Origin of the sequence: Caballeronia calidae (genome assembly GCF_900044055.2) — a bacterium.
GTDB lineage: Bacteria > Pseudomonadota > Gammaproteobacteria > Burkholderiales > Burkholderiaceae > Caballeronia > Caballeronia calidae.
On record NZ_FCOX02000027.1, the window covers coordinates 40114 to 52457 of the forward strand.

The window sequence follows — 12344 nt, forward strand, 5'->3', positions numbered from 1 at the left end:
GCTTGGCAGACGAAGTGCACGGGCGTCCCGGCGCGGTTTTCCAGATGGAGGAGCGCGCTGCGCGTCAAGTCATCCGTTCGGCAAATGGTGGAACGCGAGCGGGTGTTGGAGCATTTGACAACATACTAGGGTGTTGTCAGAATGTCCAACACGAAGGCTCGTCTCATTGCGAAGGTACGCGAAGCGTATGCGCCCAATGCGTTTGTCGAAGTAACCATATGGCACGTTCCGCAGCCGGTTCGAGGGAGCGCTCATTCATACAAGTACAGGCTGGCGTACGTGGTATCGAACGAGTGCGTCCTGCGCTACGACAACGAGCAAGGAAAAGGCGATCACCGTCACTTTGTCGACGGCGAAACCGCTTATGAATTTTCATCGGTCGGGCAGCTTTATTCAGATTTCCTAACCGACATCAAGATCTGGAACAGATGGAGGTTGAGATGATGAAGACCGTGACGATTGGCATCGCTTCGCTGGAGGAAGTCGGCGAACGGGTCATGTCGGCCGTCAAAAGCGGCAAATTCCAGGGCCATTTCTTTTCCTACGCCACGCCCGAACTGCTCTTTCGCACCTTCACCACGCCGCGCTGGCAGATCATCCGCGCGATGACAGGCGCCGGCCCGATGTCCATCCGCGAGTTGTCGAGGCGGCTCGAGCGCGACGTCAAAGGCGTGCATCGCGATGTGAAAGCGCTTCTCGAAGCCGGCTTGCTGGAGCACGACGAGCATGGCGCCATCGTGTTTCCTTTCGACACCGTGCACGTCAATTTCACGCTGAAGGCCGCGGATCTCGCGCCCTCCACCGCCGCGCGAAATCACGCGCACGAAGCGCCGGGCGATGCAGAGTCCGCCCAACCGCCGCGCAGCCCGCGCCGACGGGCGGCTCCGCGAAAACGCGAGCCGCGCCCGGCGGGAAATCGCTGATCACGCAGAACAGCCTGCGCAGAGGCTGCTCGCGTGCAGGGCGCACATCAGCTCCAGTCGTCCATATCGTGCTTGATGCTGTGACGATTCGCGATGAGCTCATCCACGCTCGGCTCGTTGTTCATCGCGCGCTGAATGGCGAGCTTCGTCGCTTCGTAGTTCGTGCGATACATGTCCTTCTTGTCGAGGTTCGCGTCCGTTGCGCAACGCGGATCGATCCACACGAGACTGATGATGCACAAATCGTTCGCCCGATCCTTGGGCAAGATGCCTTCGATCAGGCAATCGACCACCGCGTCGGCCGTCGCCGATTGCACCACGCCGCCGAACAGATCGATGTTCGCCATGTCCTTGAGCGTCACCTTCGGGACGATCATCGTCGCGGGGCGGACCAGCTGATTGCAGGCGCGGATCGCGAACATGGCCGTGTGTCCTTTCGACTGCGCCATCATGTTGGCGAACGCGTGGCCGACCGGCCCGTCGACCCGGCCGATCAGAATTTCCGGCATTGCGTCGGTCGCCTGCCCCGGCGCGGCCAATACGGTTGCTTCGCCTGCGCGAAACGTCAGATCCAGACTCATGAGCACTCTCCTTTAAGGGCTGAACGATGGTTCGATAGACCAAAGGGACCCACACATGCAAGGACGATGCCATCCTCCGCCGCCAGACGGGACGGCGCATCCGGCAAGCCCGCGGCGACACACTGTTCTCGCTGCGTGACAGACTGTGCGGAGCGGCGTTTTCCCTGTCCTCCCTGTTTCGGGTGGGGGTGCTGCCCGTCACCGGCACTTAACGTGACAAGCGTGCGGCATGCACTCCGCGCGAGCGAGCGCGGCCAAACCTATCTTGCACCTTGCGGCGGGCCTCGGCGCGCCGCATCTTTGAGCCGATCCGAACCATGAACTCACTCGACGGTTACCGGCCACGCGCGGCGTGGATGACCACCCTGATGCTGACGGCGCTTGCCCTCATCAACTTTCTCGACAAGATCGTGCTCGGCATGGTGGCCGTGCCGCTCATGCGCGAGCTGAACCTGTCGCCGGCGCAATTCGGCGTCGTCGCGGGAAGCTTCTTCTGGCTGTTCGCCGTATCGACGGTGCTGGTCGGATTTCTCTCGAACCGCATTCCGACCCGCTGGCTGCTGCTCGCGATGGGCGTGATGTGGGCCGTCCTGCAGATTCCCCAGGCGCTCTTCAGCAGCATGGCCGCGTTCCTCGTGTGCCGCATCGTGCTCGGCGCGGCGGAAGGTCCGTTCTATCCGGTTTCCGTGCACGCGCTCTATAAGTGGTTCCCCGACGAAAAGCGCAACATGCCGGTCGCATTCGTGAACCAGGGCGCCGTCGTGGGGCTGCTGCTCGCGGGCCTGCTGATTCCGGTCATCACGCATCAATGGGGCTGGCGCATGAACTTCGTCGTGCTCGGCGTCATCGGCGCGGTGTGGAGCATGTTGTGGCTGATCGCCGGGGACGAAGGCAACCTCGTTCAGCGTCGCGGTCTTTCGACTGGCGCCGACGCGCCGCCTCAGAAAGTGCCTTACCGCAAGCTGCTGAGCAACCCGACCATCCTCTGCACGTTCTTCCTCGGTTTCGCGGGTTACTGGATGCTCGGCGCCAACATGACCTGGCTGCCCACGTATCTGGAAAAAGCGCTCGGCTTCTCCGGCATCGTGTCGGGACGCTGGTTCGCGCTCGTGATCGCCACGGCGGCGCCGTTCAGCCTCGGGCTCAGCTGGCTGTCGCAGCGCATGCTGGCGCGCGGCGCGTCGTCTCGCAGTGCGCGCGTGCGCTTGCTGTGCGCGGCGTTCGTCAGCGGCGCATGCATGTACTTCGTGTTGATGCTGCCGGGTCTCGCACCCGTGCAGAAAGCCATCGTGTTCGCGCTGGCCGGCGGGCTGCCGAGCGTCTGCTTCGCGCTCGCGCCCGCGCTGCTGTCGGAAGTCGTGCCGGATTCCCAGCGCGGCGCGATCATCGGCATTCATACGGCGCTCGCGAGCACGGGCGCCGCCATCGCGCCGATGCTCGTCGGCCGGATCGTGCAGGCGAACGGCGGCGCCTTGAGCGCGCACGCCTACGAACTCGGCTTCGCGACGAGCGCGGTCATGTTGATCGTCGCCTCGCTCTGCGCGCTGCGCTGGCTGCATCCCGGGCGCTCGCCGCGCGCATCGGGCGAGCCCGTCGCCACGAGCGCAGCTTGAGCACGACGTGAGCGCCTAGCGCGACACCTTCGCCCGATAGGCAAAGCGGTCGCCGCGAAACAGCAACTCCGCGCAGCACAGCGCGTTGCCCTGAATGTCGAAGGGCGTGCATCGGACGCGCAGAAGCGGCGTGCCCGGCTCCACCTTCAGCCGCCGCGCGTGCTCCTTCGTGGCGGCGATCGCCGCGCTCTCGGTCTCGACATGCTTGAGCCGGTAGCCGAGGCGCTCCTCGAAGATGCTCATCACGTCGTTCGTTTCGAGATCCTCGGCGACGAGCGCGTCGATGAGCCGCTCGTTGCCCATCACCATGAACACCGCCACCGGCACGGCATCCCAGAGGCGCAAGGTCGTGGCGCATACGAGCGTGTCCCCTTCTTCCAGGCCGAGCGCCCGCATCGCGAACGGCGGCGCCGTGATCGGCCGCACCGACAATAGTTCGCCATGCGCGGTCTGGCCGCGTTTGCGCGCCGCTTCGTAAAAGCCCGTCAGTTGACCGAGATCCGAGCGCTCCGACGGACGCGTGACGAAGCTTCCCTTCCCGTTGATCTTCTCGATCAGCCCGCCCGCGTGCAGCCCGGCGAGCGCCTGCCGGATCGTGATGCGGCTCACGCCGTATTGCGCGACGAGTTCGGCTTCCGACGGCAGCTTGACACCCGGCGCGAGATCGTTGGCGACGATCTGCTGGCGCAGCGCTTCTTCGATCTGCTTGAAACGAGGCTGTGTCATGGCGCCTGCTTTTCCTGTGCGGTGGACGGAGACAATGCCGACGATTTTAGCTGTCATGACAGGCTACGGGTTTTAACCGGTATACCTGTTATGACAGGTAGTGACACCATGCGGGGCGAGCATCGAGGCTCGCGCGCCTCTTTGGCGGCGCCGGATACAACGGAGAGAACCATGCAGCAAGCCGTATCGGCCATCGAAGCACGCGGGGCGGGCGCTTCGGCGCACGAAAACTGGCCTTTCGCCGTCGAGCAGGCCACGCCCGCGATCGGCGCGTTTATCGGCGGCATCGACCTGCGCGCGCCGCTCGACGAGCCGACGTATCTGGCGCTGCGCCGCGCGCTCATCCGCTACAAGGTGCTGTTCTTCCGCGATCAGGACATCACGCCCGCCGCGCACGTCGCGCTGGCGCGCCGCTTCGGCAAGCTCGAGATTCATCCGGTGTTCGCTCATCATCCGGATCATCCGGAGCTCGTCCTCTTCGACAAGTCCGACAAGAAGCGCGGCCGCGAAAACATCTATCACAGCGATGTTTCATGGCGCGAAGTCCCGTCGATGGGCTCGATCCTCCGATGCGTCGAGTGCCCGTCCACCGGCGGCGACACCATCTGGGCGAACATGGCGCTCGCCTACGAGAACCTCCCCGGCGACGTAAAAGCGCGGCTCGACGGCCTGCTCGCGGTGCACGACATGATGCCGCTGTTCGGCGCGGCGCTGCCGCCCGAGCAGCGCATCACGCTGCGCGCGCAAAACCCGGCCGTGACGCATCCGGTCGTGCGCACGCATCCCGAATCCGGCGAAAGGATTCTCTTCGTCAACGAAGCCTTCACCACGCATTTCGCGAACTACTCGGAGATCGCCGGCTTTCGCTTCGGCTTCGATCTCAAGCTCGCCGAAATGGACCTGCTTCAGTACCTGTTCCGTCAGGCGGCCGCGCCGGAATATCAGGTGCGCCTCAAATGGGAGCGCAACACGATCGCGTTCTGGGACAACCGCGCGGCGCAGCACTACGCCGTGCAGGACTACTACCCCGCCGTGCGCCGCATGATGCGCGCGACGATCATCGGCGATCGCCCGGTCTGATCGCATCATCAAGCAATGGAGAAGTCGTGAAAGAGCTGAACAGGTTTTATATCGGCGGACGATGGGTCGAGCCCGCCGCCGGCGCGAAGTTCGCCGACATCGTCAATCCGGCGACGGAAGAAGTCGTCGGCCGCGTGGCGATGGGCACGAGCGCGGATGTCGATGCCGCCGTCGCCGCGGCGCGCGCCGCGTTTCCCGCGTGGTCGCGCACGAGCGTCGACACGCGCGCCGCGCTGCTCGGCAAGATCATGGCGCTCTACAAGACGCGCATCGACGCGCTCGCGGAAGCCATCACCACGGAAATGGGCGCGCCCGCATGGCTCGCGCGCGAGCGGCAGGCGCCCGCCGGGCTCGGCCAGTTTCACGGCACGCTGACCGCGCTGCAGAGCTTCCCGTTCGTGACCGCGCGCGGCGCCACGCAGATCGTGCGCGAGGCGGTCGGTGTGACGGCGTTGATCGCGCCGTGGAACTGGCCGCTCAACCAGATCGCGGCGAAGGTCGCGCCCGCGCTCGCGGCGGGCTGCACCATCGTGCTGAAGCCATCGGAGATCACGCCGCTCGACGCCGAAATCTTCGCGCAAATCCTGCACGATGCGGGCGTGCCCGCGGGCGTCTTCAACATGATTTACGGCGAGGGCGCCGAGATCGGCGGCGCGCTCGCGAGTCATCGCGACGTCGACATGGTGTCGATCACCGGTTCGACGCGCGCGGGCGTCGATGTCGCGATCAAGGCCGCGCCGACCGTGAAGCGCGTGACGCAGGAGCTGGGCGGCAAATCGCCGAACCTGATTCTCGACGACGCCGACCTGAAGAGCGCGGTATCGCATGGCGTGATTTCCTGCATGATCAACTCCGGTCAGACCTGCATCGCGCCGACGCGCATGCTGGTGCCGAAGCCGCTGTACGAGCAGGCTGTCGCCATCGCGGCGGCGACTGCCAATGCATTGACGGTCGGCGATCCGCTGCTTGCCGATACCAAGGTCGGGCCGATCTCGAACCGCCGTCAATACGAGCGCGTGCAGCAGATGATCCAGCGCGGCATCGACGAAGGCGCGACGCTCGCCGCCGGCGGCATCGGGCGTCCTGCCGGGCTCACGCGCGGCTTCTACACGCGTCCGACGGTGTTCGCGAACGTGCATAACGACATGAGCATCGCGCGCGAGGAAATTTTCGGGCCGGTGCTGGTGATGATCCCGTACGCGAGCGAGGAAGAAGCCATCCACATCGCCAACGATACGGATTACGGGCTCGCGGCCTATGTGTCGTCGGCGGACCCGGCGCGCGCGCGGCGCGTGGCGGATCGTCTGCGCGCGGGCGCGGTGATGCTCAACAGCGCCTCCATCGATCTGAACGCGCCTTTCGGTGGCTACAAGACCTCGGGCAATGGACGCGAGTTCGGCGACCACGGTCTTTCCGAGTTCCTCGAAACGAAGTCGATCGCGGGCTGTGCCTGACGCGGAATGACGTAAAAAAGCGCGGCGGGCTGCCCCGTCGCGCTGATCGGACCGGATCTGTTTCGAGTCAGAAGGTCGAGAGCGTCAGCGTGTTGCGCACCGTTTTCACGCCTTGCACGCTTTGCGCCACCCGCGTCGCCTGGTCGATCTGCGCTTGTTCCGGCACCCAGCCTTCCAGCAGCACGTCGCCAGCCGTCGCGCGCACCGTGATGCCGCTCGGGCGCAGGCCCTTTGCCTTGCCGAGTGCGGTGAGCACACGCCGGCGCAGTGCGCGGTCAGCCGCTCTCGACGACTTGCTCGCGCTGGCCGCCGGTGCCGGTGCCGCGGCAGACGCAGCCGAAGGCGCCGACGCGACATTCTGCGCATGGACGTGAAGCGCTGCGCTCACAGCGGCGATGCCGATCATCGTTTGCGCGGTTCGGATGAATTTCAAAGTGTTGTTTGTTGCCATGGTCGTTGTAGCGATGTCAGATGCGATGAAACCCGAAACGCGCACTCCGCCGCGCCAGCAAGCCCGGCCGAAGTGCGCACGAAGCGAATCAGAAGCGATGCGACATGCCGACGCCCACGAGCGTCTGGTTCTCGCCCGTGCCGATTGCCGTGAGGCCCGGCCAGGTCATCGTCGCGAGGCCGTTGTTCTTTATGTAGCCTGCGCGCGCATAAAGCGACGTGCGCTTCGAGAGCGCGTGGTCCGCGCCGAGCTGAATGCCCCAGCTGTTGTCATGCACGCCGCGCACGAGGCGCTGAAAACCGGCGATTTCGATGGCGTCGGCGGGCGTGGCCTGAATCGTCGCGCCGAGTTCAGCCACACTGAACGGATGCGCCGCATTGAGCCGCGCGGCGACGGAGCCCGCGGCCGGATCTTGCGGCTTGTGATACGTGTAGTTGAACTGCAGGTTCACGATGCCGAACCGGTATGCGAGCGCACCCGTGAAATGCTCGACCGAAACCGTGTTGACCGCGGCCGGCAGCCCCGGAATGCTCTTCGAACCAGCGTGCTGGAACTGATAGGAGAGGCCCGCGTAGAGCCCGTAGCCCGAGTACGTTCCGGCGATGTCCAACATATTGCCGGTAGTCTGCGGATACGGCTGCGTGACAGTCGCTGCGAGCGCATACATGCCCCAGAGCTGGAACCCGCTGATATTCGGCGATTTATAGACGACCGCGTTGCTCGAACGTCCGCCGCCGGTTTGCGTGGCGATCGTGTTGCGATCGAACGACGTGGACGCCGCCGCGAGCGGCGAGAGCACCTCGTTCGCGCGGAACGGATCGGTCGGATAGAGCGACCAGAAAGTCGGCTGATATTGCCTGCCCAAAGTCAGCGAACCGTATTTCTCGTGCGCCATGCCGACCCACGCCTGACGATAGAACATCGCGCCGGAATCCGCGAAGAACGTCCCGTTGTTGATGTTGAATCCGTTCTCGAGCGTGAAGACGGCCTTGAGACCACCGCCGAGATCTTCGCTGCCCTTCAGGCCGACCATCGAGCCGCTGTTGCCGCCGCTTCGCATCGACCAGGATTGCGTGCCGCCGTTGTTGAACCATTGAAAGAAAGCATCGGCGACGCCGTAGAGCGTGACGCTGGACTGCGCGGACGCACCGCTGGCCGCAACCGCGAGCGCCGCACCGGCAACGCTCTTCCTGATGAAACGCATGAGTGTCTCCTCGTCTTGGATTTCTGCTCTGTCCGGCGCGCGCAATCGATTCGCGTAACACGCACCGACGCCATGCCGACCCATTCCGACGCAGTGTTGCAGGGGATCACGCCCCCACCACTACCCGAACCGAGTGGGCACGGGAATACCCGAATTCGTTCGTTGCGCCAACTACCGTCCGTGCAGACGGCAGGCACACGCGCCGCGATCCGATAAATTCACGGACGGCCTAAGCGTGTTCCCTAACGCGCGGCACGTATCGTGAGCGATAGAATCAACGGCAAAAACCATATTGACGACGCAGGTGTTTGATGACTGAAACCATCGTCCTTTGCAATCCGAATCATATCGGGACCGACGCGGCACCGCCGTCCGCCTCCCAGCCAGTCGAATCCGCGTACGTGTCGCCGCGCGTATCGACGCGCGTCGTGGGCCGCGAACGCCTCCTCACGCAGCTGATCGAAGCGCGCCGCAAGCGCTGCATCGTCATGCAAGGTCCGGCGGGCTATGGCAAGACGACCGCCCTCATCGCGTGGCGCGAGGCGCTGTATCCGCTCGCGTTTCAGGTCGCGTGGCTCACGCTCGCCGATGAAATCGACGACCTCGCCCGCTTTCTCGACGCTCTCGCCGCGAGCCTCGCGCAGGTCGATCCGTCGATCTCGCGCGACGCCGCGTTCCTCGGCGGCCGCGGCATGGACGACGAAGCGGTCGAGCGCACGATCATTGCGCTCGTGCGCGGCATCGCGAGCCGTCAGGGCGATCTCGTGCTCGTGCTCGACGACCTGCACCGCCTGACGGACCGGCGCTGCCATCGGTCGCTGCAATGGCTCCTCGATTACGCGCCGCCGAATCTGCATGTCGTGCTGGTGTCGCGCGGCGCGATTCCGTTGTCGGTGGGACGCATTCGCGACGCCGGTCTGCTGCTCGAACTCGACTTGCGCGACCTGCGCTTTTCGATGGCCGAATCCCGGGCGTTCCTCAAGTCGCAATGTCCCGAGATCGGTTCGCGCGATGCGCGCCAGATGCACGAGATGACCGACGGCTGGGTCGCCGGCCTGCAACTGATGGTGGTCGGCGCGAGGCGCAGGAAAGCGGCGCCTGTGCGGCCCACGCCCGACGATGCCTTCACGGGTTCGCAGCTTCTCGATGTCCATACCTTCGCCGAGTTCTTCGAGCGCGAAGTGTTGTCGCGGCTCGCCGCGAGCGAAGTCGAGCTGCTGGTACGCATGGCCGTGTGCGATCGGCTCTGCGCGCCGCTGTGCGTCGCGCTGCTCGGCGGCACCGATCATCTCGACAGCGTGCTCAAGCTGCTCGCGCGCCTCGAAAACGACAACCTCTTTCTCGCGCCCGCCGGACACGATGCGCATCACGCGTGGTATCGGCTGAACCCGCTGTTCCGCGAAACCCTGCTCGGGCGCTTCGCCGCACGCAGCGAAACGCAGCAGCGGCAAGTGCATCACGCGGCGTGGCAATGGTTCCGCCAGCACGATCACGCCGATGAAGCCGTGCGCCATGCCGTCCTCGCGGGCGAGCCTGCCGCGGCGGCGGACCTCGTCGCGCGCATCGCGCGCAGCCTGCAATTGCGCGGCGACCTGCGCAAGGTCGTCGCGCTGATGCGCCTGCTGCCGCAAGCCGAGATTCAGGCGCGAGTCGGCCTGCGGCTGTGGATGATCCATCTGCATCTGTATGCCCGCGAGTTCGATGCGTGCGCCGATGCGATCGAACGCCTGCATGCCGATCTCGCGCCGGACGATGTGCATTCGCGCTACCGCCTGACGCTGCTCGAAAGCGCGCTGGCGGTTCAGCGCGACGATCTCGACGCCGCCTGCGCACTGCTGCCCCGCCTGCTTGCGCTGCCTCCCGACGCGCAAGGCGTCGTCGTCGGCGCGCACAACAATCTGCTCTCCTGGGTGCACACGCGGCGCAGCGACTTCGACGAAGCGCGCCGCGTCCAGACCGGCCGCGCGCCAGCGCATCTCGACGGCACGCCGATCATGGGTACGTCGGCGGGCGTGCTGAGCGGGCGCGCGCTCGCGGGCTTCAGCCATCTGTTACAGGGCGACGTGCTGCAAACCGAGCGCGTATGCCGCGACGTGTTTTATCAGGCCGAGCAGCGCGGCAGCGCGGCGGCCGAGGCGTCGGCGCTCTCTGCCGCGCTGCTCGGCGAAGTGCTCTACGAATCCGGCGATGCGGAGCAGGCGCGCACGCTGCTCGAAGAACGTCTCGACGTGATCGAGCGCGTGTCGTTTCCCGATTCCGTGATGAGCGTGCTGACCGTGCTGTCGTCGTCGCATTGGCTGGCGGGTCATCGGCTCGATGCGTTCGCATGCCTCGATCGTCTCGAAGACTACGCGGCACGTCACGATCTGCGCCACGTGCTCGCGCATTGCCTCGCGCAGCGCGTTCGACGCGATCTGCAACGCGGCCAGCTCGATGCCGCTCAGGCCCACATGGCGCGGCTCGACGCATTGGCCGCGCGCGCGGAATCGCTGGCGGAGGCTGCGCCGCACTTCCACGTCGTGGCGCAGCAGGCACACGTCGACTGGCGTCTCGCCCACGAGGACTACGACGCGGCGGCGCATGCGCTGTCATCGCTGATCGAGCTGTGCCGCGAGCGCGGCTGGCAGCGGCGTCTGGCCTTTTTCGAAGCGCAGAAGGCCGTCGCGGCGTGGCACCTCGGCGACGCCGTGTCGGCTCGCAAGCTCATGCTGTCGGCCATGCGCAGCGGACATCGCCTGGGCCTCGTGCGCACGCTGCTCGACGCCGATCCCGCCGTTGCGGACCTGATCAGCCGCGTCGCGCGCGACGAACCGCAGGACGCGGTGCTCCAGTTCTACGCGGATCGCCTGCGCGAAGCACACGCACGCGCCACCGCGACGCCGCCGGCATCGACGAAGACGGGCGCACGATCCGCGGACGCCAGGGCTCACGACGTCCTGAGCGCGCGCGAATCGAAGGTGCTGAGCCTGCTTGCGCAGGCGCTGCCGAACAAGAAGATTGCCCGGACGATGGGCATTTCGCCCGAGACAGTCAAATGGCACCTGAAAAACATCTACAGCAAGCTCGGCGTGTCGAGCCGCGATGAAGCCGTTGCGCGCTCGCGGGATCTCGCGCTGGGCGATGGCGCGTGATCCCGTGCGCGAGCGCGCATCACGCGATGATCGCGCGCGTGCCGGCGTCGACCGGCAAGTTGGCGAGCACGTCGGCATGAAAGTCGGCGTCGCCCAGGCGCAGCGACGACGCCGTCAGATACTTGAAGTAGTCGCCGACAGCCAACTCTGCCGTGACGCCCATGCCGCCGTGCAACTGCACGGCCTGTTCGCCGATGAAACGCGCCGCGCGGCTCACGATCAGCTTCGCCGCCGAAATCATGCGGCGCCGCTCGCCGGCATCCGTTTCGTCGATCGCCGATGCGGCCAGATGCGCCATCGACAGCGCCAGTTCCTTCTGCACGAGCATGTCCGCCATGCGATGACGCAACGCCTGGAAGCGCCCGAGCACTTGCCCGAACTGCTTGCGCGTGCGCAGATAGTCGGCGGTCATGTCGATCAGCCGTTCCATCGCGCCCGCGTTCGACGCGCACAGCGCCGCGATGCCCAGTTCGAGCGCGGCTTCGAGCATCGGCTCGCCGCGCGGGTCATCGCCGAGCAACGCGCTGTGCGGCACATGCACCGCCTGCAGCGTGACCTCGGCGGCGCGCTCGCCGTCGAGCGTCGGATACGCGCGGATCGCCACGCCCGCCGCCGACACCGGCACGACGAACAGCGACATCACCTGCGCCGACGTATTCCACGCCGATACGATCAGCGATTGCGCGGCCTCGCCGTGCCATACGTGAACCTTGCGGCCATCGAGAACGAAGCCGCCGTTCTCGACGCACGCAACCGTCACCGGACGCGCGAAGTCGTAGCGAGCGCCCGCTTCCTGATACGCGAGCGTCACGATCTCGCGGCCCTCGGCTATCGCGGGCAGGCACGCTTGCCGCTGCGCCGCGGTGCCGAAGCGCTGGATCAGACCGGCTGCCATCACCGCGCAAGGAATCAGCGGCTCGGGAAGCAGCGCGCGGCCCGCTTCGAACTGAACCGCGAAGGTATCGGTGGCGTTGCCGTCGAAGCCGCCGTGATCGGACGAGATGTTCAGTCCCAGCAGGCCGAATTCCGCATACACGCGCCATGCGTCGCGGCTGAAACCTTCGGGCTCGCGCACCGCCTTGCGACGCGCGTCGATCGGATAACGCTCTTCGGTGAAGCGCCTCAGGCTGTCCGCGAGTTGGCGCTGCTCTTCGCTATATGAAAAGTCCATCTTGCCGTCT

Annotated in this window: 11 protein-coding genes; 6 read left to right on the top strand and 5 right to left on the bottom strand. The window is 65.8% G+C overall.

Annotated elements, in window-relative coordinates:
• Positions 1-141 precede the first annotated feature (141 nt).
• Positions 142-444 (top strand): toxin-antitoxin system TumE family protein, encoded by a 303-nt coding sequence (locus AWB78_RS23000; protein ID WP_062608292.1) that lies wholly within the window; start codon positions 142-144, stop codon positions 442-444.
• A complete protein-coding gene (locus tag AWB78_RS23005; protein ID WP_062608293.1) occupies positions 441-923 on the top strand; it encodes an HVO_A0114 family putative DNA-binding protein in 483 nt (160 codons plus the stop codon). The genes AWB78_RS23000 and AWB78_RS23005 overlap by 4 nt, the downstream gene beginning before the upstream one ends.
• Before the next feature lie 47 nt (positions 924-970).
• Here the strand turns inward: AWB78_RS23005 and fae are convergent, their stop codons facing one another.
• The gene (fae, locus tag AWB78_RS23010) at positions 971-1504 is read right to left on the bottom strand and encodes a formaldehyde-activating enzyme (RefSeq protein ID WP_062608294.1); all 534 of its coding nucleotides are present in this window, start codon (positions 1502-1504) and stop codon (positions 971-973) included.
• Positions 1505-1821: 317 nt separating this feature from the next.
• Here fae and AWB78_RS23015 point away from each other — a divergent pair, with 317 nt between their 5' ends.
• On the top strand, positions 1822-3117 hold the full coding sequence (locus AWB78_RS23015; protein WP_062608295.1) for an MFS transporter: 1296 nt from the start codon (positions 1822-1824) through the stop codon (positions 3115-3117).
• 15 nt (positions 3118-3132) lie between these two features.
• Here the strand turns inward: AWB78_RS23015 and AWB78_RS23020 are convergent, their stop codons facing one another.
• Positions 3133-3843, bottom strand: coding sequence for a GntR family transcriptional regulator (locus tag AWB78_RS23020; protein ID WP_062608296.1), 711 nt, complete (start codon positions 3841-3843; stop codon positions 3133-3135).
• Positions 3844-4014: 171 nt separating this feature from the next.
• On the opposite strand from AWB78_RS23020, the gene AWB78_RS23025 reads away from it, so the two are divergent.
• A complete protein-coding gene (locus AWB78_RS23025; protein ID WP_062608297.1) occupies positions 4015-4923 on the top strand; it encodes a TauD/TfdA dioxygenase family protein in 909 nt (302 codons plus the stop codon).
• A 26-nt stretch (positions 4924-4949) separates the two neighbouring features.
• On the top strand, positions 4950-6377 hold the full coding sequence (locus AWB78_RS23030; RefSeq protein ID WP_062608298.1) for an aldehyde dehydrogenase family protein: 1428 nt from the start codon (positions 4950-4952) through the stop codon (positions 6375-6377).
• Positions 6378-6444: 67 nt separating this feature from the next.
• On the opposite strand, the gene AWB78_RS23035 is transcribed toward AWB78_RS23030, so the two are convergent.
• Positions 6445-6783, bottom strand: coding sequence for a BON domain-containing protein (locus tag AWB78_RS23035; protein WP_062608355.1), 339 nt, complete (start codon positions 6781-6783; stop codon positions 6445-6447).
• A gap of 133 nt (positions 6784-6916) precedes the next feature.
• The gene (locus AWB78_RS23040; RefSeq protein ID WP_062608299.1) at positions 6917-8032 is read right to left on the bottom strand and encodes a porin; all 1116 of its coding nucleotides are present in this window, start codon (positions 8030-8032) and stop codon (positions 6917-6919) included.
• 311 nt (positions 8033-8343) lie between these two features.
• Between AWB78_RS23040 and AWB78_RS23045 the strand changes: the two genes are divergently transcribed.
• Positions 8344-11163, top strand: a complete 2820-nt coding sequence (locus tag AWB78_RS23045) for a winged helix-turn-helix domain-containing protein (RefSeq protein ID WP_062608300.1) — start codon at positions 8344-8346, stop codon at positions 11161-11163.
• A 19-nt stretch (positions 11164-11182) separates the two neighbouring features.
• On the opposite strand, the gene AWB78_RS23050 is transcribed toward AWB78_RS23045, so the two are convergent.
• Entirely contained in the window at positions 11183-12334 is a 1152-nt protein-coding gene (locus AWB78_RS23050; protein ID WP_062608301.1) for an acyl-CoA dehydrogenase family protein, read from the bottom strand.
• Positions 12335-12344 lie beyond the last annotated feature (10 nt).

What these genes read in the sequence shown, in the direction of transcription:
- AWB78_RS23000 (WP_062608292.1), top strand. Translation starts at nt 142, where the DNA reads ATGTCCAACACGAAGGCTCGTCTCATTGCGAAGGTACGCGAAGCGTAT.
- AWB78_RS23005 (WP_062608293.1), top strand. Translation starts at nt 441, where the DNA reads ATGATGAAGACCGTGACGATTGGCATCGCTTCGCTGGAGGAAGTCGGC.
- fae (WP_062608294.1), bottom strand. Translation starts at nt 1,504, where the DNA reads ATGAGTCTGGATCTGACGTTTCGCGCAGGCGAAGCAACCGTATTGGCC.
- AWB78_RS23015 (WP_062608295.1), top strand. Translation starts at nt 1,822, where the DNA reads ATGAACTCACTCGACGGTTACCGGCCACGCGCGGCGTGGATGACCACC.
- AWB78_RS23020 (WP_062608296.1), bottom strand. Translation starts at nt 3,843, where the DNA reads ATGACACAGCCTCGTTTCAAGCAGATCGAAGAAGCGCTGCGCCAGCAG.
- AWB78_RS23025 (WP_062608297.1), top strand. Translation starts at nt 4,015, where the DNA reads ATGCAGCAAGCCGTATCGGCCATCGAAGCACGCGGGGCGGGCGCTTCG.
- AWB78_RS23035 (WP_062608355.1), bottom strand. Translation starts at nt 6,783, where the DNA reads ATGATCGGCATCGCCGCTGTGAGCGCAGCGCTTCACGTCCATGCGCAG.
- AWB78_RS23040 (WP_062608299.1), bottom strand. Translation starts at nt 8,032, where the DNA reads ATGCGTTTCATCAGGAAGAGCGTTGCCGGTGCGGCGCTCGCGGTTGCG.
- AWB78_RS23045 (WP_062608300.1), top strand. Translation starts at nt 8,344, where the DNA reads ATGACTGAAACCATCGTCCTTTGCAATCCGAATCATATCGGGACCGAC.
- AWB78_RS23050 (WP_062608301.1), bottom strand. Translation starts at nt 12,334, where the DNA reads ATGGACTTTTCATATAGCGAAGAGCAGCGCCAACTCGCGGACAGCCTG.